The 25,576-nt window shown below is 72.2% G+C and carries 28 protein-coding genes; 16 read left to right on the top strand and 12 right to left on the bottom strand.

Features of this window, described 5'->3' with window-relative positions:
• The first annotated feature begins 22 nt into the window (after positions 1-22).
• Entirely contained in the window at positions 23-583 is a 561-nt protein-coding gene (locus ACH4MY_RS21325) for a TetR family transcriptional regulator (protein ID WP_398005263.1), read from the top strand.
• Positions 584-638: 55 nt separating this feature from the next.
• Positions 639-1,124, top strand: a complete 486-nt coding sequence (locus ACH4MY_RS21320; RefSeq protein WP_398005261.1) for a MarR family winged helix-turn-helix transcriptional regulator — start codon at positions 639-641, stop codon at positions 1,122-1,124.
• Positions 1,125-1,190: 66 nt separating this feature from the next.
• Here the strand turns inward: ACH4MY_RS21320 and ACH4MY_RS21315 are convergent, their stop codons facing one another.
• Both ACH4MY_RS21315 and ACH4MY_RS21310 read right to left on the bottom strand, forming a co-directional pair.
• Complete coding sequence (locus ACH4MY_RS21315) at positions 1,191-1,931, bottom strand: Mut7-C RNAse domain-containing protein (RefSeq protein WP_398005259.1); 741 nt, start codon at positions 1,929-1,931, stop codon at positions 1,191-1,193.
• A gap of 116 nt (positions 1,932-2,047) precedes the next feature.
• Complete coding sequence (locus ACH4MY_RS21310) at positions 2,048-2,899, bottom strand: NAD(P)H-binding protein (protein WP_398005257.1); 852 nt, start codon at positions 2,897-2,899, stop codon at positions 2,048-2,050.
• Positions 2,900-3,032: 133 nt separating this feature from the next.
• Between ACH4MY_RS21310 and ACH4MY_RS21305 the strand changes: the two genes are divergently transcribed.
• Positions 3,033-3,482: a GNAT family N-acetyltransferase gene (locus ACH4MY_RS21305; protein WP_398005255.1), complete on the top strand. Its 450-nt coding sequence runs from the start codon at positions 3,033-3,035 to the stop codon at positions 3,480-3,482.
• 18 nt (positions 3,483-3,500) lie between these two features.
• On the opposite strand, the gene ACH4MY_RS21300 is transcribed toward ACH4MY_RS21305, so the two are convergent.
• Positions 3,501-4,049, bottom strand: a complete 549-nt coding sequence (locus ACH4MY_RS21300) for a GNAT family N-acetyltransferase (protein ID WP_398005253.1) — start codon at positions 4,047-4,049, stop codon at positions 3,501-3,503.
• A 14-nt stretch (positions 4,050-4,063) separates the two neighbouring features.
• Positions 4,064-4,921 carry a DUF6597 domain-containing transcriptional factor gene (locus ACH4MY_RS21295; protein WP_398005251.1) on the bottom strand — a complete coding sequence of 286 codons (858 nt, stop codon included), beginning with the start codon at positions 4,919-4,921 and terminating at the stop codon, positions 4,064-4,066.
• 92 nt (positions 4,922-5,013) lie between these two features.
• Here ACH4MY_RS21295 and ACH4MY_RS21290 point away from each other — a divergent pair, with 92 nt between their 5' ends.
• Positions 5,014-5,598 carry a TIGR03086 family metal-binding protein gene (locus ACH4MY_RS21290; protein WP_398005249.1) on the top strand — a complete coding sequence of 195 codons (585 nt, stop codon included), beginning with the start codon at positions 5,014-5,016 and terminating at the stop codon, positions 5,596-5,598.
• Positions 5,599-5,724: 126 nt separating this feature from the next.
• On the opposite strand, the gene ACH4MY_RS21285 is transcribed toward ACH4MY_RS21290, so the two are convergent.
• Positions 5,725-5,967: a hypothetical protein gene (locus ACH4MY_RS21285; RefSeq protein WP_398005247.1), complete on the bottom strand. Its 243-nt coding sequence runs from the start codon at positions 5,965-5,967 to the stop codon at positions 5,725-5,727.
• A gap of 269 nt (positions 5,968-6,236) precedes the next feature.
• Here ACH4MY_RS21285 and ACH4MY_RS21280 point away from each other — a divergent pair, with 269 nt between their 5' ends.
• Positions 6,237-7,172 (top strand): ABC transporter substrate-binding protein, encoded by a 936-nt coding sequence (locus tag ACH4MY_RS21280; protein WP_398005245.1) that lies wholly within the window; start codon positions 6,237-6,239, stop codon positions 7,170-7,172.
• A gap of 94 nt (positions 7,173-7,266) precedes the next feature.
• Here ACH4MY_RS21280 and ACH4MY_RS21275 read toward each other — a convergent pair whose 3' ends face one another.
• Positions 7,267-7,686 (bottom strand): MerR family transcriptional regulator, encoded by a 420-nt coding sequence (locus ACH4MY_RS21275; protein ID WP_398005243.1) that lies wholly within the window; start codon positions 7,684-7,686, stop codon positions 7,267-7,269.
• 136 nt (positions 7,687-7,822) lie between these two features.
• On the opposite strand from ACH4MY_RS21275, the gene ACH4MY_RS21270 reads away from it, so the two are divergent.
• Positions 7,823-9,877, top strand: coding sequence for an APC family permease (locus ACH4MY_RS21270; RefSeq protein ID WP_398005241.1), 2,055 nt, complete (start codon positions 7,823-7,825; stop codon positions 9,875-9,877).
• A 161-nt stretch (positions 9,878-10,038) separates the two neighbouring features.
• Here the strand turns inward: ACH4MY_RS21270 and ACH4MY_RS21265 are convergent, their stop codons facing one another.
• Entirely contained in the window at positions 10,039-10,665 is a 627-nt protein-coding gene (locus ACH4MY_RS21265; RefSeq protein ID WP_398005239.1) for a hypothetical protein, read from the bottom strand.
• A gap of 230 nt (positions 10,666-10,895) precedes the next feature.
• On the opposite strand from ACH4MY_RS21265, the gene hemL reads away from it, so the two are divergent.
• The 8 genes from hemL (at position 10,896) to ACH4MY_RS21225 (ending at position 19,251) form a co-directional block, all read left to right on the top strand.
• Entirely contained in the window at positions 10,896-12,242 is a 1,347-nt protein-coding gene (hemL, locus tag ACH4MY_RS21260; protein WP_398005237.1) for a glutamate-1-semialdehyde 2,1-aminomutase, read from the top strand.
• Positions 12,239-12,943 carry a histidine phosphatase family protein gene (locus ACH4MY_RS21255; RefSeq protein ID WP_398005235.1) on the top strand — a complete coding sequence of 235 codons (705 nt, stop codon included), beginning with the start codon at positions 12,239-12,241 and terminating at the stop codon, positions 12,941-12,943. Before hemL ends, ACH4MY_RS21255 begins: the two co-directional genes overlap by 4 nt.
• A 266-nt stretch (positions 12,944-13,209) precedes the next feature.
• On the top strand, positions 13,210-14,430 hold the full coding sequence (locus ACH4MY_RS21250) for a hypothetical protein (protein ID WP_398005233.1): 1,221 nt from the start codon (positions 13,210-13,212) through the stop codon (positions 14,428-14,430).
• 77 nt (positions 14,431-14,507) lie between these two features.
• Entirely contained in the window at positions 14,508-15,113 is a 606-nt protein-coding gene (locus tag ACH4MY_RS21245; protein WP_398005232.1) for a TlpA family protein disulfide reductase, read from the top strand.
• Between the two features lie 4 nt (positions 15,114-15,117).
• The gene (locus ACH4MY_RS21240) at positions 15,118-15,855 is read left to right on the top strand and encodes a cytochrome c biogenesis CcdA family protein (protein ID WP_398005230.1); all 738 of its coding nucleotides are present in this window, start codon (positions 15,118-15,120) and stop codon (positions 15,853-15,855) included.
• Positions 15,856-15,860: 5 nt separating this feature from the next.
• Entirely contained in the window at positions 15,861-17,600 is a 1,740-nt protein-coding gene (locus tag ACH4MY_RS21235; RefSeq protein WP_398005228.1) for a cytochrome c biogenesis protein ResB, read from the top strand.
• A complete protein-coding gene (gene ccsB / locus ACH4MY_RS21230; protein ID WP_398005226.1) occupies positions 17,597-18,685 on the top strand; it encodes a c-type cytochrome biogenesis protein CcsB in 1,089 nt (362 codons plus the stop codon). Before ACH4MY_RS21235 ends, ccsB begins: the two co-directional genes overlap by 4 nt.
• Positions 18,686-18,717: 32 nt before the next feature.
• Positions 18,718-19,251: an SRPBCC domain-containing protein gene (locus ACH4MY_RS21225; RefSeq protein ID WP_398005224.1), complete on the top strand. Its 534-nt coding sequence runs from the start codon at positions 18,718-18,720 to the stop codon at positions 19,249-19,251.
• A gap of 42 nt (positions 19,252-19,293) precedes the next feature.
• On the opposite strand, the gene ACH4MY_RS21220 is transcribed toward ACH4MY_RS21225, so the two are convergent.
• The 5 genes from ACH4MY_RS21220 to ACH4MY_RS21200 all read right to left on the bottom strand — a co-directional run bounded on the left by ACH4MY_RS21220 (position 19,294) and on the right by ACH4MY_RS21200 (position 24,706).
• Positions 19,294-20,841 (bottom strand): ABC transporter substrate-binding protein, encoded by a 1,548-nt coding sequence (locus tag ACH4MY_RS21220; RefSeq protein ID WP_398005222.1) that lies wholly within the window; start codon positions 20,839-20,841, stop codon positions 19,294-19,296.
• Positions 20,842-20,845: 4 nt separating this feature from the next.
• Complete coding sequence (locus ACH4MY_RS21215; protein WP_398005221.1) at positions 20,846-22,906, bottom strand: hypothetical protein; 2,061 nt, start codon at positions 22,904-22,906, stop codon at positions 20,846-20,848.
• 89 nt (positions 22,907-22,995) lie between these two features.
• Positions 22,996-23,943, bottom strand: coding sequence for an isopenicillin N synthase family dioxygenase (locus tag ACH4MY_RS21210; RefSeq protein ID WP_398005219.1), 948 nt, complete (start codon positions 23,941-23,943; stop codon positions 22,996-22,998).
• Positions 23,936-24,388: a nucleoside deaminase gene (locus ACH4MY_RS21205; RefSeq protein ID WP_398005217.1), complete on the bottom strand. Its 453-nt coding sequence runs from the start codon at positions 24,386-24,388 to the stop codon at positions 23,936-23,938. Before ACH4MY_RS21205 ends, ACH4MY_RS21210 begins: the two co-directional genes overlap by 8 nt.
• 54 nt (positions 24,389-24,442) lie before the next feature.
• Complete coding sequence (locus ACH4MY_RS21200; protein WP_398005215.1) at positions 24,443-24,706, bottom strand: GntR family transcriptional regulator; 264 nt, start codon at positions 24,704-24,706, stop codon at positions 24,443-24,445.
• A gap of 166 nt (positions 24,707-24,872) precedes the next feature.
• Between ACH4MY_RS21200 and ACH4MY_RS21195 the strand changes: the two genes are divergently transcribed.
• Together ACH4MY_RS21195 and ACH4MY_RS21190 are read left to right on the top strand one after the other, a co-directional pair.
• Entirely contained in the window at positions 24,873-25,232 is a 360-nt protein-coding gene (locus ACH4MY_RS21195) for a hypothetical protein (RefSeq protein ID WP_398005213.1), read from the top strand.
• Between the two features lie 23 nt (positions 25,233-25,255).
• Complete coding sequence (locus ACH4MY_RS21190; RefSeq protein WP_398005211.1) at positions 25,256-25,573, top strand: hypothetical protein; 318 nt, start codon at positions 25,256-25,258, stop codon at positions 25,571-25,573.
• Positions 25,574-25,576: the final 3 nt, after the last annotated feature.

Below are 25,576 nucleotides of genomic sequence, written 5' to 3'. Positions count from 1 at the left end.
CCGTTGGCCTACAGTCGTTGATATGACGACCGCCCGCCGCTCCGACGCCACCAGGGCCGCCATCCTGGAGGCCGCCCGCGAGCGCTTCGCCTCCGACGGATACGACCGCGCCACCATCCGGGCCATCGCCCGGGACGCCGGGATCGACCCGTCGATGGTCATGCGCTACTACGGCAACAAGGAGGGACTGTTCGCCGCCGCCTCGGAGATCGAGATCGGCCTGCCCGAGCTGGGCTCGCTGCCCGCTCAGCACATCGGTGCCGTCCTGGTCACCCACTTCCTGGAGCGCTGGGAGCGGGACGACGTCCTCACCGGGATGCTGCGGGTCGGTGTCACCAACGCCGCGGGGGCCGAACGGATGCAGGCGATCTTCGCCCAGCAGCTCGGGCCCGTCACCCGGGGTGTCTGCCCCGACCCGGCGGAGGCCCCGGGGCGGGCGGCGCTCGTCGCGTCCCAGATCCTCGGCATGGCGCTCACCCGCTATGTGCTGCGGCTGCCCCCGGCCGTGGAGATGTCCACCGAGGAGATCGTGGCCTGGCTGGGTCCGACCGTGCAGCGCTATCTGACCGCCGAGGCGCCCTGACGGCACCGGACGAGCGGTCTCGGCCGGGGTGGTGGCTGGTTCGTACAATCTCTGCATGCCGCAGAAGAGTTCCGCCCGGCGCGAGGCGCTGATGTCCGAGCTGTACGGGGAGGCCCGCCGCTACATGGCGGCCTACGCCCTGTTCAACCAGGCCGTCGCCGACCATCTGGGACTCCACCCGACCGATGTGCAGTGCCTGAACCTGCTCAGCCTGGAGGAGGGGCCGGTGACCATCGGGCGGGTCGCCGAGCTGACCGGACTCACCACGGGGTCCGCGACCCGGCTCGTCGACCGGCTGGAGCGGTCCGGGTACGTGACCCGCGAACGGGACGCCGAGGACCGGCGCCGGGTCCTGGTGGCGCTCGTACCCGAGCGGATCGCGGAGCTGGGCGTCCTGTGGCGGAAGCTGAACGCGACCTGGGGCACCATGTTCGACGTCTACTCCGACGCCGAGGTCGCCCTGCTCATCGCCCATATGCGGCGCACCGTCGACGTCAGCGCCGTGCAGATCGAACGGCTGCGCGGCGGAGATCTGGACTGACGGGCGCCGGCGGGGACGTCGGCCGTTCCCTTCCGGCCCCCGCCCCGGCCCGATCCGGCCGGTACGTCAGCCGGTCGTCGCCCCGCCGAACTCCCGTACCGCGGCGGAGACGATCTCCTCAAGACGGGCGTGGTGGGCGCCGCGCCAGTAGACCCGGCCGCACTCCACGCACTCGGCGAACACGTCGTACGTCTTCTCCGTGCCCTGCTCCAGGCGCTCGCGCACCGCGTCCTTGTCGGTGTCGCTCAGTCGCCCGTTGCACGCCGTGCACCGTGTCCAGGGCGCGAGCGGCGGCGCGAAGCGCTCCAGGACGTCCCGGAGCTGGTCGTCCGGCCGGTCGCTGTAGACATAGGCGCCCGCCCACAGTTCGCGGCGCCGCAGCAGGCCGCGGTCCCGCGAGAGCATGACGCGCCGCTCCCGCGCGGAGAGCGTGGCCAGGGCGGGGTCGCCGATGTCCTCGCTCTCGTACGCGGCGTCCACCCCGAGCAGCCGCAGCCGCCGGGCCAGCGTGCCGAGGTGCACGTCGAGCAGGAACCGGAGGGGTGCTCCCGGCCGTACCGGCTGGGGTCGGGCGACGCTCTCCACCTCGACCGTCTCGCCCGCGGCGGGGACGTACGAGGTGTCGACGGGCCGGCCGTCGACCAGGAGCCGGCCGGCCTCGGTGAGCGGCACGCCGAGCGATTCCACGACATGGCCGAGCGAGGAGGCGCCGTCGGTGGTCACCGTCGTGCGGCCCGAGCGCCGCTCCGCCGCGACGAAGAGCCCCAGGTCGGAGGCGAAGCTGATGTGGATCTCCGGTCCGTTCACGGGGACAGGATCGCACCGGGGCGGGACGGGCTGCCAGGGAATTCGCCGCCCGCGGCGGGGGAACGGCTTCGGTGGCGGGTGCCGGCGGCGGTGCGGGGGAGCGTGGCGGTGGCCGGTCAGGGGCGGAAGGCCGCCGCGTGGTCGGCGGCCCACTCGGCGAAGGTGCGGGCCGGGTGGCCGGTCAGCTCCTCGACCGTGCGGGTCAGCGGAGACGGCCGGCCGTCGTGCGAGGCCCAGTAGGACAGCAGCGCGTCGGCGAACGCCTCCGGTATGAAGCCGGCCACCGACTCCTTCCACCGCTCGGGCGTCACGACCGTGTGGGGCGCGGGCCGCCCCGTCGCCTCGGCGAGGATCGCCAGCTGCTCGACGAAGGTCAGCGACTCGGGGCCCGTGAGCAGATACGAGGAACCGCGCAGCCCGGGGTCGGTGAGGACCGCGAAGGCCGCCTCGGCGACATCGCGCTCATGGATCGGATCGCCGTACGCGTGCGGGTGGGGCAGGGCGGGTCCGTGACCGTCCCGGAGCGCCCCGGCCCACTGCAGGGCGTTGGTGGCGAAGGCGCCCGGCTGGAGGTGGGTGGCCTCGAAGGCCCCGGCGTCGGCGGCGGCGGAGAGGGCGCGCTCGGCCGCGAGGTGGGAGGCGGCGATCGGGTTCTCGGCGGCGTCCGGGGCGAGGACGGAGCTGGAGGAGAGGAGGACGACGTGCTCGACTCCGGCGGCCCGGGCCCGGTCGGCGAAGGCGGCCGCGTGGGTGGCCCCGGCGTACAGGAAGACGGAGTCGACGCCGGTCAGGGCGGTGTCGAAGGTGGCCGGATCGGTGAGGTCGCAGCGCACGGTGCCGATTCCGGGGGGTGGGGAGAGGTCCGCGGGGTTCTTGGAGCCGGCTGTGGCCTTGATGCCGGCGGCGTCGAGCAGTCCGAGCAGGGTGGAGGCGACGCGGCCGCGGCTGCCGGTGACGAGAACGGTCATGGGAGGGGTCCTTCCGGGAGGGGGAGGGGGCAAACAAGTGCCTGCGTGGCACATTCTCTGCGCCACGCAGATAAATATCCAAGGTCCCGCCCTGCGCGTCAACCCGGATAAAACCCTGAGGTACCTTCCCGGCATGAAGATCATCGACCTCGAGCCCGGCGACCCCCGGCTGGAGAACGACCTCCTGCCCGTCCTCACCGAACTCCGCCCCCACCTCACCCCGGAGCTCTTCCGTGAGGTGTACGAGGCCGGCCACCCCCAGGGGCTGCGCTTCAGCGCCGCCTACGCGGACGACGGCCGCTGCGTCGGCGCGGCCGGCTGGCGGATCGTCAGCACCACCAGCTCCCTGCGCAAGCTCTACATCGACGACCTCGTGACCGCCGCCGCCAGCCGCTCCACCGGGGTCGGCCACGCGCTCGTCGAGTACCTGGAGGGCCACGCCCGCGCCGCCGGCTGCCGCGAGCTCGACCTGGACTCCGGCACCCATCGCACCGGAGCCCACCGCTTCTATCTGCGCGAGCGCCTGGACATCGTGGCCTTCCACTTCGCCCGGCAGATCACCGCACCGGAAGACCCCTCCTAGACCGGCCTCCCGGCCGGCTCAGGCCGATCCGCCGACCGGCTTCTCCAGGTCCAGGCGCCAGTCGTTGCAGCGCATCGGGTGCCCCGGCGGGTACTCGAAGTCCCGCTCGCCGAGCAGCTCGAAACCCGCCTTGCGGCACACCGCGTTCGAAGCGGCGTTGTCCGTCGACGGGAACGCGTGCAGCCCGCGGTGGAGGCCCGCGGCCCGGGCCTCCACGGCCACCGCGCGCGTGGCGGCCGTCGCCACGCCCCGGCCCTGGAAGCCCGGCAGAACGGCCCACCCGGCCTCGTACACCGGCTCGCCGTCCCCGGTCCGCACCCAGAAGCCGATGCTGCCCGCCACGGCCTCCTCCGGCAGCAGCACGATCCGGAACATCCGCCCCGCGCCCGTGTCGTCGGCGCTCAGGTCCACGTACCGCCGGTGGCGACGGACGAGCTGCTCCTCCGTCTCCGGTCCGCCGAGGTGCTCCGTCAGCTCCGGCGCGTTCAGGGCGCGCAGCAGGCCGGCGTCGGCCTCGGACCAGGGTTCGAGGCGTACGGGCGAGCCGGTGCCGGTGTCGGTGTCCATCTCCGTACGGTAGGTCAGGGCACGGACACTCCCCGGGCGTACGCCGTCGGCGGCACCCCGATCGTCGTCGTGAAGTCCCGTACGAGATGGGCCTGGTCGCTGTAGCCCAGCTCCGCCGCCAGGGCCGCCCAGTCCGGGGTGCCCTCGGCCTCCGCGGCCTCGGCGCGCTCCAGGGCCTCGTGGATGCGGTAGCGCAGGATCACCCACTTCGGGCCGACGCCGACCCGGGTGGAGAAGAGGCGCTGGAGCGAGCGCGCCGACAGGCCCGTCGCCGCGGCCAGCCGGGACACCTTGCGGATCGTGCGGTCCGCGCGGATCAGCTCCACGAGCTCCATCGCCTGTTCGGCGGCCGGGTCCGGGGCCGGGCCGTGGGCGAGCAGGAAGGCGTCGAGCGCCGCCACGCGCGCGTGGTCGGTGTCGGGGGAGAGGACGGCGGACAGCGGGCCGTCGTCGCCGCTGCCCGGGAAGGCCTCCGCCAGGGGGACCCGGCGGCCCGTCCAGGCGGACACCGGCCACGCGGGCGCGAAGGGACGGAAGCCGCCGGGGCGGAACTGCACGCCGCAGACCCGGCCCGCCTCCGTCAGCTTCTGGGTGAACAGGCCGAGTCCGACCCCGGCGACCTCTGCGGACGCGGTCGCCGCCGACTCCGGGGCGCCGATCGTCCCGTACCGCTGGAAGACGATGTTCACCGACGGGTGCGGGACGACGTGGCTCGCGTACGGCTCGGTCAGTTCCCAGTCGATCAGCCAGTAGTGCTCCAGATAGGGCCGCAGTTCCGGCGCCGGTGTGTGGCGGCGGAAGCGGACGCGGGTGAGCAGTTCGGCGGGGTCGACGATGCCCCGGGTGTCCCGGCGGGGAGCGGAGTCCGACATGGTCCGATGCTAGGCGGGCGTCCCGGGACTCGTGCCGGGCCTGGCGTGTTTCTTCAAGACCGGGGTGGGCATGCTCGCCTAACGTCGCCCCCATGACGAACGAGGCCCCGCCCCGCATCGGTGACCTGCTCCGCAGTGCCGCCACCCGCGCCACGCCCCTGGTCACGGGCATCGCCGACGCCTCGCTCGACGCGCCCACGCCCTGCGCCGAGTACGACGTCCGCGCCTTGCTGAACCATCTCCTCGGCGTCGTCGTGCACTTCCAGGCCCTCGCCGCCAAGCAGCCCGCCGATCTCGCCACCACCACGGACTGGCTCGCCGACGCCGGCTGGCGCGACCGCTTCGAGGCCGAGACCGGGAAGCTGGTCGAGGCCTGGTCGGCGCCCGGCGCCGAGGAGGGCACCACCGGGAGCATGGGGATGCCCGCGCGGACCGTCGGCTCCATGGTGCTGCTCGACCTGACCGTGCACGCCTGGGACCTGGCGCGCGCCACCGGCCGGAGTTTCGAACCCGACCCGGCCGTGGTCGCCGGGCTCGTCGAGGAGGTGGAGCGGATGGCCCCTACGGCCCGGAAGATGAGCGTCTTCGGTGAGGCCGTCGAGCTGCCCGGCGACGCCACCGCCTTCGAGCGGCTGCTCGCGACGACCGGCCGCGATCCGCGCGCCTGGAGGGCCTGAACCGGTCCTGCCCGCAGGCGCTCGGAAGTCTGAGCCGGTCCTGTCCGCGGACGTTCGGAACTCTGCGGCGGGTCCCGCCGGCGGGACCCGGGAGGCAGGCCGCCCGGGCGGATCGCGGCCCGTCGCTCAGCGCGGGCGGCCCGCCGGGCCCAGGCCGAGCCGCGAGACCACCTGGCCGAAGGCGTGCTCCTCCGCGGGTGTCAGCGCCACCGACTCCTGCGGGTGCCAGACCCGCTCCAGCGGGGTGCGCGCCCGGTCGCGGCGGGCGCGGGCGCGCAGGCCGAGCGACAGCCACACCGCCGTCGAGACGGCGAGCAGGCCGAGGAGCGTGAGGACGCGGGGGTCGGAGAACTGGCCGGACAGGGACATGGCTCACTCCAGGGCGTGAGGGTCGCCCGTACGCCGGCGCGCCCCGGCAGGTGGCGCGCGGGCACGAGGGCGCCGACGATTCGTGCTGCTTCCTCCCGACCTGTTCAGTTAACACCAACTTGGGGGACTTTCGGCAGGGGGTCCGGGACCTTGGTCCCGGACCCGGCCGGCCCGGTGGCGGCCGGGCCCGGGAGGCCCTCTTGTGCGGGCCGGGGAACCGCTCCAAGGTGACGGAAGAGGCACATTCCGGCCGGGGAGGGAGCAGCCGTATGTCCGGGGCGCAGGCATGGGGATTCGCGGACGACAGAGGTACGGAGCTGGGTGCGGCCCGGGTGCCGCGGCGGGTCGTCGCCTACGTGCGGGCCGGGGCGGCCCTGTGTGACCTGGGGGTGACGCCGGTCGCGGTGTACGGCTCCGGGCACGACGGCGAGGTCCTCGATCCGGCGAAGGAGGGCGGGCTGCGGTCGGCCGCGGTGACCTATCTCGGGCCGGGCAGGGGCCTGGACGAGGCGCTGCTGCGGGAGCTGCGGCCGGACGTGATCGTCGACGTGACCTACGACGGGAAGAGCCCGTACGCGCTCGACGAGGCCGTCGCCGAACGCCTCGGGGTGCCGCTCGTCGCGCTCTCCGTCGGCAACGAGCTCACCCTGTCGGCCATCCTCGACCGATTCGCTGCGCTGGCGGTGAGCCTCGGAGCCGCACCGGTCACTCCGGCCGCTTCGGTCGCACCGGCCGCGCCCGTCGGCGAGGCGTCCACCGAGGCTTCCCCGGGCGATGTCCGAGCGGGCGATGTCCGAGCGGGCGAGCTCGGGGCGGGCGATCTCCGGGCGGCCGAGGACACGCTGCGGGAGGCCGCCGCGCGGTCCGGGCTCGCCGTGCTCGCGCTCTCCGGCGCCGGTCCCGACCAGGTGCATCTGGCCCGGCCGCTCGCCTGGCCCGAGCTGGCGCGCCTCACCGAGCTCGGCGTCCGGCTGGTCGATCCGGGCCCGGGGCCCGGTGCCAACTGGCTCACGGCCGACTGGGGCCGCGCCGCCGAGCTCCGTCCCGGCCTGGTCCTTTTCGACAGCAGGGCCCCCGCCACGCCGCCCGGCGGGACTCTGCCCGGTGTCCGGTCCGCGCCGTGGAACCCCGAGACCCCGCCCAGCCCGGCGGCCTACGCGCGCTTCTTCCGCGACCTCGCCGAGGCGCTCGCGACCGGGGACTGAACCCCGTGGGACGCGGACGGCCCGACCGCCCGCCGACCCGCCGAGCACCTGACCGCCCGCCGCCCGTCAGCCCGACCGCCCGCCGGGCCGGCGGTCAGGCCGGGGCGGCCGTGAGGCGGGTGCGGCGCAGCGAGTCGGCGAACTCCTCCGCGCGGGCGAGCTGCGCCCGCAGCTCGGCGACCCGCTCCGCGGCGGCCCGCTCGTAGCCGCGGACACGGGCCAGGAGCCCGGCCCGCTCGTCCGGGTCGAGCTCCGTGTCCGTGCCCGCCCGCTCGGCGGCCAGCCGGTCCACGGCCGTGAGGAGATCGCGGGTCTCGTCGAGGGTGAAGCCGAGCGGCTTCATCCGGCGGACGACCATCAGCCGGGACACGTCCGCGTCCGTGTAGAGGGGGAAGCCGCCCGGCGAGGCCGCGGAGGGGACGACCAGGCCGCTGTCCTCGTACTGCCGGATCGTGCGCAGGGACAGTTCGGTCCGTGCGGCCACCTCGCCGATCTGCATGGGCTCGCCGGTCATCCGCACTCCTCGCACTCCTCGTACTCCGCTCACGCGTCAGGGTCCTTCCTCGTACGGGGCTCCCACAGGGCGTACGGGGGCTCCCAAGGGCGCGGCTTCCGCGCATTACATACCATTCGTCCTAACTTCAGCACTTATGAGAGCTGGAAGTGCGGCGAAACGCCTGCTCGTGGGTCGTCCGTTGGACAGCGGCCGACTCGGGGAGACCCTGTTGCCGAAGCGGGTCGCCCTGCCGATCTTCTGCAGCGACCCGCTCTCCTCGGTCGCGTACGCCACCGAGGAGATCCTGCTGATCCTGGCCCTCGGCGGTCTCGCCGTGCTCCATCTGACCTGGTACGCGGCGGCCGGCATCGTCGTCCTCCTCCTGGTCGTCGTCGCCTCCTACCGGCAGACCTGCTACGCCTATCCGGGCGGCGGCGGGGCCTATGTCGTCTCCGCGGAGAACCTCGGGCAGACCGCCGCGCTCACCGCGGCGTCCGCGCTGCTCATCGACTACGTGATGACCGTCGCCGTCTCCGTCGTCTCCGGGGTCGCCGCCATCACCTCCGCCGTCCCCTCGCTCGACGGGCACGCCGTGGCCATGTCGGTGTTCTTCGTGGCCGTGCTCGCCTGGCTGAACCTGCGCGGGGTGCGCGAGTCGGGGCGCTGGTTCGCCGTCCCCACCTACGCCTTCATCGCGGTCATCTATCTGATGTTCGCGGTGGCCGCCGTACGGACGGCGACCGGTTCGACGATCCGGGCCGAGTCCGCCGACCTGCCCGTCCACGCGGTCTCCACCTACTCGGGGATCGCGCTCGTGCTGCTCGCCCTGCGCGCCTTCGCCTCCGGCTGCACCGCGCTCACCGGTGTCGAGGCCGTCAGCAACGGCGTACCGGCGTTCGCCAAGCCCAAGAGCCGCAACGCGGCGATGACGCTCGCGATCATGGGCGGGCTGTCCGTGACCATGTTCTTCGGGATCACCGTGCTCGCGATGGTCTACGAGGTCCATGTCGCCGAGGACCCCACGGAGCTCGGACTCGCCCCCGGCACCCCGATGTCCACCGCGCTCGCGCAGATCGGACGGGCCACCTTCGGCGACTGGCACATCCTCTTCTACGTGCTCCAGGCCGTCACCGCGGGTGTCCTGATCCTGGCGGCCAACACCGCCTTCAACGGCTTCCCGATGCTCGCCTCCGTGCTCGGCCGCGACCGCTACGCGCCGCGTCAGCTCTTCCACCGCGGCGACCGGCTCGTCTACTCCAACGGCATCGTCCTCCTCGCGCTCGCCGCGATCGTCCTCATCGTCGCCTTCGACGCGGAGCTGACCCGCCTCATCCAGCTGTACATCCTCGGCGTCTTCGTCTCCTTCACCCTTTCCCAGGCCGGCATGGTCAAGCACTGGCGGCGAGAACTCGCCAAGCCCGCCGAAGCCGGAACCCGCGCCGGAACCCGCGCCGGAACCCGCGCCGGAACCCGCGCCGGAACCCGCGGCACTTCCGCCAGGGGCGCCGACCGGCGCGGCATCCACCGCCGTCTCGCGATCAACGCCTTCGGTGCCTTTCTGACGGCGGTCGTCCTCGTCATCGTCCTCATCACCAAGTTCACCCACGGGGCCTGGATCGTCGTCATCGCGATGCCGGTGCTCTTCGCCGGGATGAAGGGGGTGCGCAGGCACTACGACGCGGTGGCCGCCGAGGTCGCCGTCGGCCCCCGCGAGCGGCCCCGCGCCCTCGCCGAGAACCACGTCCTGGTCCTGGTGGCCTCGGTCAACGCGCCCAGCCTCCGGGCCCTGTCGTACGCGAAGACCCTGCGTCCCGCCTCGCTCACGGCCGTCACCGTCGCCGAGGACCCGGCGGACGCGGAGGTGCTCCGCGCGACCTGGGCGGCCCGCGGCATCGACGTACCGCTGCGGGTGCTCAGCTCCCCGTACCGCTCGATCGTCCAGCCGATCCTGCGGCACGTCCGGGAGGCGCCCGAGCGGACGGGGGACGCGGTGATCTCGGTGGTCATCCCCGAGTACGTGGTGGGGCACTGGTGGGAGCAGCCGCTGCACAACCAGAGCGCGCTGCGGCTCAAGACCCGGCTGCTGTTCATGAAGAACGTCGTGGTCATCGACGTGCCGTACCGGCTCGCCTCGGCCCGGGAGCTCGCCGCCGAGCGCGCGAAGGCCGCGCGGGCGGCTCAGGAAGCCGAGAACGAGCAGCAGACCTGACGCCCGCGACCGATCCCTGACCGACCCCGCTGCCCCGGCCGGGACCCCCCGGCCGCCCCCCGGCCGCTCAGAAGCCAGGGGCCGCGCCAGGCTCAGTGCCGCGCCACCGCTCAGTGCCGCACCAGGCTCAGTGCCGCGCCAGGCTCAGGGCCACACCAGGCTCAGGGCCACACCAGGCAGTACGGCTGGTGGCCCGCCTCGTGGAGGCGGACCGAGAAGTCCTGCCACTCGTGGAGCAGCTGGTAGACGTCGAAGGCGTCGCGCGGGCCGCCGCGGTCCGGGACGGTGGACCAGATGAAGGCGGCGGCGCCGACCGACTCCTCGCCGATCGCGCGGAGCGGGTCGACCACGGTCATCGGCAGCTTCACCACCGCGTAGTCGGGGTGGAGCACCACCAGCTCCAGCGGGGGCACCTTGTTCAGGGGCATGCCCTGGATGCCGGTCAGGACCATGGCGGCTATGGTCTCCGGCTTGATCTTGGTGAACATGCCGCCCATGCCGAGCTCGTCGCCGCCGAGTTCCTCCGGGCGCATCGAGATCGGGACGCGGGCAGCCGTGGCGCCGTCGGGCGCGCCGAAGTACTTGTACGTCACCCCCAACCGGCCACTCCCGCTTCCGGTGACCGGTTTTCCCGGGGAACCCGATGTCCCGGGTGTGCCCGAAGTGCCTGGAGTGCTCGGATTCCCGGAGCTGGGGTCTTCGCTCCGCCGGCGCCGGTGCCTCCCCCGGCGGGCAGACTCCGGACCCAGATCGTCCGTCCCCTCGCCCGGTCCGCCACCGCGATGCATATCTCCACCCGACTGCTTTTTCTCGGCAACACGACCGCGCCGCGCAACCCGATCATCGTGTCAGTGACCTCCCCCGCGTTCGTACGGTGAAACACCTGTCCGCAAGAACGCCGTGGCCTCTGACACCATGGATTCCGTGAGCCATCCCTATGACGCCCCAGTTTCGCAGACGCGGAGGGCGAACGCCCCGGCGTAATACCCAGGATGTCCACGCCCTCCCTCCGTTCCCGATGTCGTGCCCGAAGTCGTTCTCGCAGGTCAGGATCACAGTGCCGTATTCATACGAAGCCCCAGTCTCACAGACGCTTTTCGACCGCGCTTCCCTCGTGACGCCCGGCGGCGTGAACTCACCGGTGCGTGCCTTCCGGGCCGTGGGCGGAACGCCCCGGTTCATGGTGTCCGGTTCCGGTCCGTACCTCACCGACGCGGACGGCCGTGAGTACGTCGACCTGGTCTGCTCGTGGGGACCGATGATCCTCGGGCACGCGCGCCCCGAGGTCACCGCCGCGGTGCAGGCCGCCGTGGCCCGCGGCACCTCCTTCGGCACGCCCGGCGAGGGCGAGGTCGCGCTCGCCGAGGAGATCGTGGCGCGAATCGAGCCGGTCGAGCAGGTGCGCCTGGTCTCCTCCGGTACCGAGGCCACGATGTCCGCGATCCGGCTCGCCCGCGGGTTCACCGGGCGCGCCAAGGTCGTCAAGTTCGCCGGCTGCTACCACGGCCACGTGGACGCGCTGCTCGCCGCGGCCGGTTCCGGTGTGGCCACCCTGGGTTTGCCCGACACGCCCGGCGTGACCGGTGCCCAGGCCGGTGACACGATCGTGCTGCCCTACAACGACCTGGCCGCGGTCCAGGCGGCCTTCGCCGCGCACCCGGGCGAGATCGCCTGTGTCATCACCGAGGCCTCGCCCGGCAACATGGGCGTCGTGCCGCCGGCCGCCGGCTTCAACCAGGGGCTCGCGGACCTGTGCCGGGAGAACGGCGCGCTGTACATCTCCGACGAGGTGATGACCGGATTCCGCACCTCGAAGGCGGGCTGGTACGGCGTCGACGGCGTCAAGGCCGACCTGCTGACCTTCGGCAAGGTCATGGGCGGTGGCTTCCCGGCCGCCGCGTTCGGTGGCCGCGCCGACGTCATGGGGCACCTCGCTCCGGCCGGTCCGGTCTACCAGGCGGGCACGCTCTCCGGTAATCCGGTCGCGACGGCCGCCGGGCTCGCGCAGCTGCGGCTGCTCGACGACGCGGCGTACGAGAAGGTGAACGCGGTCTCGAAGGAGATCCAGGGCCTGGTCACCGGCGCGCTCGCCAAGGAGGGCGTGGCGCACCGGCTGCAGACCGCGTCCAACATGTTCTCGGTGTTCTTCACCGCCGACGAGGTGCGGAACTACGACGAGGCGAAGCAGCAGGAGGCCTTCCGCTTCAACGCCTTCTTCCACTCGATGCTGGCCGACGGCGTGTACCTGCCGCCGTCCGCGTTCGAGTCCTGGTTCGTGTCGGCCGCCCACGACGAGCGGGCGATCGAGCGCATCGCCGCCGCCCTGCCGGCCGCCGCCCGCGCCGCCGCGGAGGCGACGGCATGAGCGACGCGACGAGCTCCCCGAAGAGCGACCAGGACATCACCGTCGTCCATCTGATGCGGCACGGCGAGGTGCACAACCCCGACGGTGTCCTCTACGGGCGCCGCGCCGGCTACCACCTCTCCGAGCTCGGCCGGCAGATGGCGGACCGGGTCGCCGAGCACCTGGCCGAGCGGGACATCACGTACGTCGTGGCCTCTCCGCTGGAGCGGGCGCAGGAGACGGCGCTGCCGGTCGCCAAGACGCACGGTCTGGATCTGGCGAGCGACGAGCGGCTCGTCGAGGCGGCGAACGTCTTCGAGGGCAAGACCTTCGGTGTCGGTGACGGGGCGCTGCGCAAGCCGGCGAACTGGAAGCACCTGACCAATCCGTTCCAGCCGTCCTGGGGCGAGCCGTACGTCGAGCAGGTCGTCCGCATGATGGGCGCGCTCGACGCGGCGAAGGACGCGGCGCGGGGGCACGAGGCGGTCTGCGTCAGCCATCAGCTGCCGATCTGGATCGTCCGCAGCTTCGTGGAGAAGCGCCGGCTCTGGCACGACCCGCGGCGGCGGCAGTGCACGCTGGCCTCGCTGACCTCGTTCACGTACCAGGGCGACAAGATCGTCTCGGTCGGGTACAGCGAGCCGGCCCGGGATCTGGTCCCGGCGCATCTGCTGGCGGGTGCGAAGCCGGTGAAGGGGAAGTCGAAGGCCTTCGGAGCGTAAGACTCCGCAACGGAGGTACCCCCACTGGACAGGGCGGGAGCGCACGGTCCACAGTTCAGGGCGGTCGGGTGGTGTTCATGCCAACCGACCGCCCTGAAATTTTTGTGCGAATTCCCGGAACCTACGTGTTCCTCCCGGCATCTCACTCATTGTCGGTTTGGATGACGTTCAGGTCATACGTCAGCGCGAATGGGGATGTCATGCGCGGGATCAGTGGAATCAGTCGAAGGGGGCTGCTCGGGGCGGGCGTTGGTGCCGCGGCGGCGATGGGTATCGCCGCATGCAGCACCGGAAACCAGGACAAGCCCGGACGATCCGGTCCGGGCAAGGGGGGTGATGCCTCGTCGAACCCGAGTACGACGACCCCGACCAAGGACGACGCACGGCTCATCGGTGACGGTTCCACCGCCGACACCGGAAAGCAGCCGCACCAGCCCGACGCCCCGGTCCCGCTCGAACCCGGCCAGACCCCGCCCCAGTTCGTGATCTTCTCCTGGGACGGCGCCGGCGAGGTCGGCAACGGCCTCTTCCCGCGCTTCCTCGAACTCGCCAAGAACCACGACGCGGCGATGACCTTCTTCCTCTCCGGGATCTACCTCCTCCCCGAGTCGAAGGCGACGCTCTACCGCCCGCCGAACAACCGCGTCGGCGCCTCCGACATCGGCTACCTCACCGACGGCCACATCAAGGACACGCTGAAGTACGTCCGGCAGGCCTGGCTCGAAGGCCACGAGATCGGCACCCACTTCAACGGGCACTTCTGCGGCGGCTCCGGCTCCGTCGGCAACTGGACCCCGGCCCAGTGGCAGAGCGAGATCGACCAGGCCATGAAGTTCGTCACCGAGTGGAAGACGAACAGCGGCTGGACCGACCTCGACCCGCTGCCCTTCGACTACTCCAAGGAGCTCGTCGGCGGCCGCACCCCCTGTCTCCTCGGCCAGGACAACCTGCTCCCCACCGCCAAGCGGCTCAACTGGCGCTACGACGCCAGCTCGCCCGGCGGCCGGCAGACCTGGCCGACCAAGCGCCAGGGCATCTGGGACCTCCCCCTCCAGGCCGTGCCCTTCCCCGGGCACTCCTTCGAGGTCCTGTCGATGGACTACAACATGCTCGCGAACCAGTCGAAGAACACGACGAAGGGCATGCCCTCGCGCTACCCGGGCTGGCGCAAGCAGGCGACCGACGCGCTGCTCGGCGGCTTCACGCGCGCGTACGAGTCGAATCGCGCGCCCTTCTTCATCGGCAACCACTTCGAGCAGTGGAACGGCGGCATCTACATGGACGCCGTCGAGGACGCGCTCAAGGGAATGGCCGGGAAGAAGGACGTCCGGCTCGTCTCCTTCCGGCAGTTCGTGGACTGGCTCGATGTCCAGGACCCGAAGATCCTCCAGCAGCTGCGCTCGCTGGAAGTGGGACAGAAGCCGGCCGGCGGCTGGAATACTTTCCTCAGGCCCGTCTCGACCCCTTCGTCCACCCCGTCCGCTTAAGCGATCTTGACAAGGGGCTTTACGGGCACGTAGGGGGGTGCCCAAGATCCCCCAAACGCCCATGCGAAACTTTTCACATGAGCCTTAGCCGTGCCCCTCGTCGCACCCTGCTCGCCGTCGGAGTGCTGTCCGCCGCCCTCACGCTCTCGGCCTGCGGCGGCGACGGCAACGGCAAGTCGGGCGGCGGTGGCAACACCAACTTCGTGACCAACACGGGGGGCATCGCCACCGCGCCCCAGGGGAAGCGCGCCGCCACCGGGACGCTCGCGGGCGAGACCCTCGACGGCAAGCAGCTCGACGTCGCCGACCTCAAGGGCAAGGTCGTCGTCCTCAACGCCTGGGGCTCCTGGTGCAGCCCCTGCCGCGCCGAGGCCCCGCACTTCGCCAAGGTCGCCAAGGACCTCAAGGGCAAGGGCGTCGAGTTCGTCGGACTCAACACCCGCGACCCCAACAAGCAGCCCGCGATCGCCTTCGAAGAGGACTACGGGGTGCCCTACCCGAGCCTCTACGACCCCCAGGGCAAGCTGATCCTCTTCGGCTTCCCCAAGGGCACCCTCAGCCTGCAGGGCATCCCCTCCACCGTCGTCCTCGACAAGGAGGGCAAGATCGCCGCCCGCTCGCTCATGGCGCTCGACGAGGAGAAGCTCCGGTCGATGATCGAGCCCCTCCTCAAGGAGAAGTGAGCCGGTGAACGAGACGGTCACCAGCGGAGCCCTGCTGCTCGCCCTGCCCCTCGCGGTGCTCGGCGGGCTCGTCTCCTTCTTCTCGCCGTGCGTGCTCCCGCTCGTCCCCGGCTACCTCTCGTACGTCACCGGGGTCACCGGCACCGACCTCGCCGAGAGCCGCCGCGGCCGGATGACCGCCGGAGCCGTCCTCTTCGTCCTCGGCTTCACCGCCGTGTTCGTGTCCGGCGGGGCGCTCTTCGGCTACTTCGGGTCGACCCTCCAGGAGTACCGCGAGACGCTCACCACGATCCTCGGCGTGCTCATGATCCTCATGGGCGTGTTCTTCCTCGGTCTGATGCCCTGGTTCACCCAGCGCGAGTTCCGCTTCCACAGGAAGCCCGTCGCCGGCCTGGTCGGCGCCCCGCTGCTCGGCGCGCTCTTCGGCATCGGCTGGACCCCGTGCATCGGCCCGACCCTCGCCTCGGTCAACGCGCTCGCCCTGGAGCAGGCCAGCGCCGGCCGCGGCGCGCTGCTCGCCTTCGCGTACTGCCTCGGCCTCGGGGTGCCGTTCGTGCTCGCCGCCATAGCCTTCCGCAAGGCGCTCGGGGCGTTCGGGTGGGTCAAGAAGCACTATGTGTGGGTGATGCGGATCGGCGGCGGCATGATGCTCGTCACCGGTGTCCTGCTCCTCACGGGCGCGTGGGACAGCATGGTCGCCACGATGCAGGGCTGGTCCAGCGGTTTCACGGTGGGGATCTGAGTTCCATGAGCAAGACCGATACGACGGAGACCGAGCGCAAGGCCGACGAAGCGGCCGGCGCCCAGCTCTCCACCGCCCCCGTCGAGGACCGGAGCGAGACCGTCATCGGCGGTCCCACCCTCGGGATCATCGGCTGGGTCCGCTGGTTCTGGCGGCAGCTGACCTCCATGCGGGTCGCGCTGATCCTGCTCTTCATGCTCTCGCTCGGCGCCGTCCCCGGCTCCCTCATCCCGCAGACCAGCGCGGACGAGATGAAGGCGCAGGCCTTCAAGGACGCCCACGAGACGCTCACCCCGCTGTACGAGAAGCTGCAGTTCTTCGACGTCTACAGCTCGGTGTGGTTCTCCGCGATCTACATACTGCTGTTCGTCTCCCTCATCGGCTGCATCGTGCCGCGCAGCTGGCAGTTCGTCGGCCAGCTCCGCAGCCGCCCGCCGGGCGCGCCCAAGCGCCTCGACCGGCTTCCCGCGTACACCACCTGGCGCACCGCGGCCGAGCCCGAGCAGGTCCACGCGGCCGCGCTGACCCTCCTCAAGGGACGCCGCTTCCGCGCCCACACGGCGGGGAAGGCGATCGCCGCGGAGAAGGGCTACCTCCGCGAGGCCGGGAACCTGGCCTTCCACGTCGCCCTGATCGTGATGCTCGTCGCCTTCGCCTGGGGCCAGCTCTTCAAGTCCGAGGGCGGCAAGCTGATCGTCGAGGGCGACGGCTTCTCCAACACGCTCACGCAGTACGACGACTTCAAGTCCGGCTCCCAGTTCGGCATCGACGAGCTGGAGCCGTTCAGCTTCAAGCTGGACGCCTTCGACGGCACGTACGAGAAGAACGGCCCGCAGCGCGGCACCCCGCGCACCTTCGAGGCGAAGGTCTCCTACTCGCAGGGCGGCGCCGACAAGAAGGCCGTCATCCGGGTCAACGAGCCGCTCAAGGTCGGCGGCTCCAAGGTCTATCTGATCGCCCACGGGTACGCGCCCGTCGTCACCGTCAAGGACGGCAAGGGCAAGACCGTCTTCCACGGCGCCGTGCCGCTGCTGCCCATCGACAACAACATCACGTCCACCGGCGCCATCAAGGTGATGGACGGCTACCGCGACAAGAACGGCAAGAAGGAGCAGCTGGGCTTCCAGGCCTTCTTCGTGCCGACGTTCGCGGGCGCCGGCAAGGGCACGATGTTCTCGCAGTTCCCCGCGCTCGACTTCCCCGTCATGGCGCTCACCGGTTTCCACGGTGACCTGCGGGTCGACTCCGGGCTTCCGCAGAACGTGTACCAGCTCGACAAGTCCAAGATGAAGCAGTTCACGGACGCGTCCGGCAACAAGCTCGCGCAGCGGATCCTGCCCGGCGAGACCATGACGCTTCCCGGCGGCGCCGGCTCGATCACCTTCGAGAAGGACGTCAAGGAGTGGGCGAGCTTCCAGGTCTCGCAGCAGCCCGGCAACGGCCTCGCCCTCGCGGGCGCGATCGCCGCGATCGCCGGTCTGACCGGTTCGCTCTTCATCCAGCGGCGCCGGGTCTGGGTCCGGGCCGTGCGGGGTGAGGACGGCGTGACCGTCGTCGAGATGGCCGGCCTGGGCCGGAGCGAGTCCGCCAAGCTCCCCGAGGAGCTCGGCGACCTCGCGGTCGCGCTCACGGCGGACGCGCCGCCGGCGCCGGAAGCCGAACACGAAGCCGATCCGGAAGACGTACCGGAACCCGCGGAAGAACCCGCAGAAGACCCTGCCCCTTCTGGAGAGGCCGACAAGTGATCCTCGCCGCCACGACCAACGAGAGCCTGGCGCGGATGAGCGACCTGCTCATCTACTCCTCGATGGCCGTCTACACCCTGGCCTTCTTCGCCCATATCGCCGAGTGGGTGCTGGGCAGCCGCAGCAAGGTCGGCCGTACCGCCGCCGCACTGACCTCGCGTACCACCCCGGCCGCCTCCGCCGCCGTGACCGTCCAGGTCAAGAAGGCCGGTGGCACCGCCGTCCTGGAGAAGCCGAAGGTCGTCACCCGGTCCGCGGCCGGCACCCGTGACGTGCCGGACGGCCCCGGCGCGGCCGGCGGCACCGTCAAGGGCGATCTGTACGGCCGTATCGCCGTCTCGCTGACCGTCCTCGCCTTCCTGGTCGAGGCCTCGGGCGTGGTCGCCCGGGCGCTCTCCGTGCAGCGGGCCCCCTGGGGCAACATGTACGAGTTCTCCACCACCTTCTCCACGGTGGCGGTCGGCGCGTACCTCGGCTTCCTCGTCGCCAAGAAGAACGTGCGCTGGATCGGTCTGCCGCTGGTCACCACGGTCCTGCTCGACCTGGGCATGGCCACCACGTGGCTGAAGACCCCCAGCGACCAGCTGGTCCCCGCGCTCGACTCGTACTGGCTGTGGATCCACGTCTCCACCGCGATCTTCTGCGGCGCGGTCTTCTACCTGGGCGCCACAGCCACCCTGATGTACCTCTTCCGCGACTCGTACGAGAACAAGCTCGCCACCGGCGGGAACCCGGGCGCCTTCGCCCGCTCGGTCATGGAGCGGCTGCCCTCGGCCGCCTCGCTCGACAAGTTCTCCTACCGGGTCAACGCGGCCGTCTTCCCGCTCTGGACCTTCACGATCATCGCCGGCGCGATCTGGGCCGGCGACGCGTGGGGCCGCTACTGGGGCTGGGACGCCAAGGAGGTCTGGTCCTTCATCACCTGGGTCGGTTACGCCGCGTACCTGCACGCGCGCGCGACGGCCGGCTGGAAGGGGCGGAAGGCCGCGTACATCGCGCTCATCGCCTTCGGCTGCTTCCTGTTCAACTACTACGGCGTGAACATCTTCGTCAGCAGCAAGCACTCCTACGCGGGCGTGGAGTAGCGAGTGGGGGACCCCGGGGCCACGCTGGAGGTATGAGCGAGATACCCCGGGGCAGGTGCGAGACCCACGACGGCGAACCGCATCTGCTGCGGTTCGCCGTCGAGCTGTCTCATCCCCTGCCGGACGTGTGGGACGCCGTGGCCACCTCCGAGGGCCTGGAGGGCTGGCTCTGCGCGGCGGACCCGCTGGAGCCCCGGCTGGGCGGCGGGGTCACCCTCCGCTGGCTCAACGGCGACACGGTGGTCTCGGGGCGGGTGACCGCCTGGGATCCCCCCTACGTGGCCGAGTACACGGTCGATCCGACGCACGGACGGATCCGGTTCCATCTGGAACCGGGGACCTCCGGGGGCGGCGGGTCGACCGTGCTGCGTTTCACCAACGAGATGCGGGGGACCCGGGAGTACCGGCTGGACCGTCTCGCCGGCTGGCACGACCACTTCGAGCTGCTCGTCTCCGCGCTCGACGGCGAGCGGGCCGACTGGGGTGCGTGGTCGGCCGAGCGGTGGCGGCAGCTGCGGGCGCTGTACGAGCGGGACGAGGCTCCCTGGCCCAAGTGGGAGCCGTAGGACCGGTGGCCGGGGAGCCTCCCGTCGAGCGGACCGGGCCCGTTAGCCCTTCTTCGGGGGCAGGCACGCCGTGGTGGGCGGGCGGCCCTCCGGCCAGGCGATCTGGACGAAGCGCTGTGAGCCGTCCTGGGCCAGCTCCACGATCGGGACCGCCTTGTTGTACGGGTTGCCGTAGTTGTCCAGGCAGATCCAGCCGCTCGCGCCCTGCACCCGCAGCGAACCCTTGACCTGCGGCCACTGGGTGACCACGTCCGCGAGTTCGGGGTACTGGGAGCCCTGCGGGGTGGCCTGGCGGATCGCGTGGACCGCCGTCGCCATCGCGTCGTACGCGACGATCGCCTGGCCGTCCGCGAGCGCCACCGGCTCCTTCGAGGCCCGGGCGATGTCCGTCAGGAACGTCGAGTACGCCACCACCGATCCGCCCGTCGCGGGGAGCCGCCGGCCGGCGGCCGGCTTCCAGGCGTCCGGGTGGGCGAGCGCCGCGTACCGCACGGTCAGCTTCGCCTTGAGGGCGTTCCGGTCGAGCTTCTTGTCCGCGCCCAGGTAGGAGCCCTCGTCGCCGGTGAGGATCGTGAAGGCGCGGTCGACGCAGCCGCGCGCGCCCAGCGCGTTGATGAACTGGCGCAGCTGGGTGTGGCGGCCCGCGAAGAAGACCGTCTCGGCACGGGTGTCGCAGATCAGATGGGTGATCTGGCGGAAGGTGTTGGCGGTGGTGCCCTCGTCGGTGGGGTCGGCGGGCGAGGTGAAGAGCTGCGGCTCGTAGGGCGCGCCCTTGAGGGAGGCGGCGAAGGCGGCCTTGAGGGTGTCGGTGTAGTGGTCGCCGCCGCGGGTGTCCTGGACGAGGAGCGCCTTGGCGGCGTCGACGCGGCCGAAGTTCGCGAGGGCCCTGGCCTCGTCGCTGTTGGTGGGGGAGACGCGGGCGAGGCCGGGGTAGCGGTTGTGGCCGGGGCCGGGGCCGTTGGCGATGTCGTCGGCGGTGATGGTGGTGCCGACGACGGCGATCCCGGCACCGGTGAGGGCGGCGACCGATTCGCGCACCTCGGTGGAGGAGGTGGCGACACCGGAGACGGCCCGCAGCCGGTCGGGGGCGCCGGTCATGGCGACCAGCCGGTCGACGGTGCCGCGCCAGTGGGCGTTGTTCTTCCCGGTGTTGGCGAGGACGAGACGGATCTTGGGGGTCTCGCTGTTGGACTCGTGGTTGGCCCGGTACTGGTAGGCGTACGCGCCCTGGATCTCGTGCAGGACCTTGACCCGCATGCCGCTGTCGGTGGAGGTCATGGGCAGGAGGACGGCGACGGTCGCGTACTCGCCGGCCTTCAGGGTGGCGTTCTCGGCGCCGATGGCCCCGGAGACCTCGGTGAGTTCGGGGATGCCGAAGGCATGGCCGTCGCCGTTGACGCCGACGCATTCGTCGCTGCCCGCCGGGCGATCGACGCCCGCCGCGCAGGAACGGTCCTCCGGGGTGGTGAGCCGGGCGATGCCGTACCCGCCGAGGCCGAGGACGACGGCGGCGGTGACGACGAGGGCGACGAGCTTCTGGCGAGGGGTGCGGACGCGGCGCCGCAGCCGGTCGAGGGGTCGGTCGGGCATGGCGTCAGACTCCGTCCTCGCGGCCCGGCGGCAGCGAGAGCTCCCGCCAGGCACGGATGTCGCGCGGCCAGTGGGTGGCCGCGTCCCAGAGTGAACCGCTGCCCGTCAGATGACGGCCGGAGAGCCTGCGCAGCTCGTGCGCGAGCCGGTCGGCCACCTCGTCGTCGGGCAGTGCGAGCGGATCGGTCAGCAGCCATACGGCGTGCAGCAGACGCCGTACGGACAGATGGAGTTCGGTGGTGTCGGCGTCCAGGCCCGGTGGGAGGTCTCCCGTCGGACCCTGGCCGAGGGCGAGCGCCCGGCGCGGGTCGGGCCCGGTCCGGTTCCGCTCCCGGGGATGGGGGGCGCCGCCGATGAACCGCAGCCGCCCCAGCCAGCCGAGGACGTCCTGCTCCGGGAAGGTGACCCGCAGATGGGTGACGGCCTCCTCGGTGCGGCCGAGGGCCAGATCGTGGTGGAGCCGGTACGGGCCCGGCTCGGGGCCGTAGTGCCGGTGCAGGGTCTCGTGGACGGCCCGCCAGGCCGCGTAGCGGGGGTCGTCGCCGTCCTCGAAGCGGAGACGGTGCAGGAGCAGCGCCCTCAGCAGGGGGTCGGCGACGAAGTGACCCGGGCCCTCCGGCCAGTCCTCGGAGCGCAGCCGGTCCCGGACGCGCAGTGCCACGTCCCCGTCCAGGGACTCGCCCTGGAGCCGGGCGTGGGCGAGCATCCGGGCGGACTCCTCGTCGTGGGCGGCGGCGAGCACGGCGTACGGGCCGGGCCTGCGGACCGGGAGGAGTTCGGCGAGGAGGGTGGGGGCGACGGGCACCGGAGGCGCGTCCTCGCGCAGTTCCACGGTGAGGTCGAGCAGCCCGCCCGGGGTGAGGGAGGCCCGCAGATGCTCCGGGGCCTCTCCGGCGGCCCGTCCGAGGAGGGCCACACCGAGGGGGCGGCCACCGGTCAACCGGTGCACGGCCCGCGCGAGTTCGGCGGGGATCCGGCCGGCGGGGTCGTGGTGGTCGAAGGCGGAGCGCGTCTGGGAGGGCGAGAGCGGGGTCAGTTCGACGGCGAGGATGCCGGAGCCGACGCGGGTGTCGCGCGGGCAGGGCGCCCGGTGCGCGGTCTCCGGCAGCCGGGTGCGGGTGGAGTTCCGCAGCCCCTCGTGCTCGCGGACCCGGGAGGTGGCGAGGACGACGGCCCGGTCGCGGCGCCCCTCGGCGCGGGCCCGCAGAATCGGTTCGACGAGCTGCCGGCCGAGCGGCTCGTGGGCGTTGTCGAGGAGCACCAGCGGGCGTCCGATGCGGCCGCCGCGCCGGATTCCGACGTACGGGTGGAGCAGGTCCTCGGTCAGGGCGCCGACGAGGAAGCCCTCGGCCTCGGCGCGCCGCCGGCCGCCCTGCTCGAAGTCGATCGCGAGCTGCTGGAGCCCGGCCTTGCCGCGCCCGCCCGCGTTCCGGTAGGTGCCGTACCAGGCCTCCGAAGTGCGCTGGAGGCGTCCGAACACCTCCTCAAGGACGGTCTCCACGGTCGCCTCGGCGAGCAGTCCGGCGAGCGGGACGGTGGCCTCGGCGAAGGTGGCGGCCAGCTTGGAGAGGACCTTGCCGACCCAGTGCGTGGCGGCGCCCCTCGTCGGGTCGACGGTCGCGAGCAGCGGTCCGAGCCGCTGGAGGTCGCGGCGGGCCCGCTCGTCGTCCTCCTGGGACCAGCCGATCGAGGCGACGGCCACCAGGCCCAGCGACAGCCGGGGGAACCGCACGGGCCGGGCGCCGAGGACCTTCGGCGACAGCTGCACGGCGAGCTCGGAGAGGGCCCCGGTGAGCGGGGTCCAGCCGGGGCCGTGGTCGGCGGGCGGTTCGATGTGCGCGCAGTCGAGAAGGGCGAGCGGCGTGTATCCCCGGTAGCGGTTGCGGACCTCCTTGAGGAGGGCCGTCTTCCCGGTGCCGCGGCCGCCGGTGAAGACGGTGACCGGTGGGTCGTCGCCGTGCTCGAACGGCACCCTGGAGGCGCCCTGTCTCGTGAGGCCGCTGAGGCGCGCGACCAGTCCGGAATCGTGCAGTGCCGCCTCGCGGCCGTACAGCTCCCTGTCCACGCCCCGTCACCCCCGTCACAGTCAACTCCAGGATATCGACGGTGTGTTGGGAAAGCGGTCGGCTTTTCGAGTCCGTTGTGGAGGAGTTGTCAGTCCGTGGCGATCGCGTCGAGCTGGGCCCGCAGGTATCCGTGCGACTCGATGCCGTGGATCGTCGTCCCGGGGGTGCACTCGTAGAAGTACACCAGCGACATCAGCTCCTCCTCGGGCGCCTCGGCGGGCGGCGGCAGCACCCGGTGGCGTCCCGAACGCCACCGCCCGCCCGTCCAGCCCGCCATCAGATCGCCGATGTTGACGGTGAAGGCGGCGGGGTCGTACGGAGCGTCCCGCCAGCCGCCGGCGTCGGTGAAGACCTGGAGCCCGCCCCTGCCCGCCTCCCGGTCCAGGACGGTGACCGTGCCGAAGTCGGTGTGCGGGCCGATCCGGAACTGGCCCGGCTCCGGCTCGCCCGTCCGCTCCCGCCCCGGGTACCAGTTGACGTTGAAGCCGAAGGTGGGATGCCCGGTGTGCCGGGTGAAGAAGTCCCGCTCCTCGCCGAGCGCCACGCCGAGCAGGTCCAGGACCCGGTCCGAAAGCTCCTTCATCTCCGCCAGATACCTCTCCACCAGCGGCTTCAGCTCGGGCACCTCGGCGGGCCAGGTGTTCGGCAGGAACCACTCGGCGTCGACGGCCGGATCCCCGGTCGGCTCGTCCGCCGCGAAGGAGAGCGACTCCTTCAGATCGGGCGGTGTCGCCGTGCCCTCCGCGTACCCGTTGGCCTCCGCGCCGGGACCGAGCCAGCCCCGCCCGCCGACCCGCACGGCGTACGCCTCCTTGGCGGCGGGCGGGAGGTGGAAGAAGCGGCGGGCGGCCGCGCGGATCCCGGCCCGGAGGGCGGGGTCGACACCGTGCCCGGTGACGAGGAGGAAACCGGCCTCGCGGAGGGCGCGGTCGACGGCGGGCAGCTGCGGGGCCGGATCACGGGCCAGGTCGATCGTGGGGAGATCCGCCTCGCGCGACCTCGCCGCACGCGTCTCCGCACTCGTCTCCTCACTCATCGCCGATGTCCTCGTTCCAGAGAGCCGGCTGTTCGGCGATGAACGTCCGCATCAGCGCGGTGCATTCGGGATCGTCGAGCACGAGGACCTCGACCCCGTGCTCCGCCAGCCAGTCGTGTCCGCCGTGGAAGGTCTCCGCCTCGCCGACGAGCACCCGCGAGATCCCGAACTGCCGCACCAGGCCGGAGCAGTACCAGCAGGGCGAGAGGGTCGTCACCATCGTCGTCCCCCGGTACGAGCGCTGCCGGCCGGCGGCCCGGAAGGCGGCGGTCTCCGCGTGCGTCGACGGGTCCCCGTCCTGCACGCGCCGGTTGTGCCCGCGCCCGAGGAGTCTCCCGTCGGCCCCGTACAGCGCGGCCCCGATCGGGATCCCGCCCTCGGCGAGCCCGGCGCGGGCCTCGGCGACGGCGGTCGCGAGCCAGCGGCGGGCCTGTTCCTGATCCATGCGGGGAGCCTTCCCCGGTGGACCGTCGGTATCACGTGGGAAGCGGGAGACGGGCTACGCCTCCGGCGTGGGGGTGCCCTTTCCGGCGGCGGGGGTGACGTAGGAGCCCTTGCCGGGCACTGTGTAGATCAGTCCCCGCTCCCGGAGTTCACGCATGGCCCGGCGGCCGGTCAGCACGGCGATGCCGTACTCCTCGGCGAATCGGCCGGGTGTGGGGATCACCCGGTCAGGGGCGTACTCCCCGGTCGCGATCTTCGCTGCGATCACGTCGGCGAGCTGCATGTACAGCGGGCGTCCCGACTTCGGGTCAAGGGTCATGGTCCAACGCTAGATAGTCATACAAAGGCACGTTTGGGTGGCTCTAGCTACATCGTGATGCATCACGGTGCATCACGCACTACGGTGTGGGCACGAACGGAAGACCCCGGCGACCGCTGCAACCGGCCCCGGGGCATGGCCACCAACTACCAACGGAGTTGATGACGTGCGGAACCCTATCGCGCGCGCTCTGGGCCGGGCCTGGATCCCGGTTCTCCTCTGGCTGCTCATGCTGACCCTCCCGGCCACCGGCAGGCACCGGCCCCGCCCGGCCCCCCACCGCCACCCCCGTCCCCGCCGGGCGGCACCGCCCCTCGCCCCGCGCCACCGCGTCCCTCGCCAACGCTCTCCGTACGCCGAGGAGCAGGCCATGCTCCTCGACGGAGCCCGGTCACCCCTGGAACGGCCCTACCTGGCGGCGGCCTCGGCGCGGGGCGCGCAGCGTCGGCGCCGGCGGGCGTTGTGGCTCGCGACGGTCGGGGTCGATGTCGACCAGCGGAACATCCACGCCGGCGGTGCCCGATGAGCCGCTGCGGGGCGCGGCGGTCCGTGTTCGCCGTCGCGGAGGTGGTGCGGGCGGTGTGGGGCGGTTCGGTCTGTGTGCTCGCCGTGGGGCACGAGGGCCACCACCGCGACCGGGCCGGTGACGGCTGGTGGGTGACGCCGGAGATCGCCGACGCGGTGAGCCTGTCGCTGCTGGCCCACGCGCTCAGGACCGCGCCCGAGCCGGAGTTCACGTCACCGCGCTGCGTCGTCGGCCGCCACGCCCGCTGCCGGGACCACGTCCCCCGTGACAGCGGCGTCCCAGGAGTCCGTCATCTCACGTGCGGGTGCCCGTGCCATCCGGCGTCGCTCACCGCGCCCTGACAC

The sequence above is a fragment of the Streptomyces sp. NPDC017246 genome (assembly GCF_044331325.1).
Lineage (GTDB): Bacteria > Actinomycetota > Actinomycetes > Streptomycetales > Streptomycetaceae > Streptomyces.
This window is presented reverse-complemented; position numbering and strand designations above follow the sequence as displayed.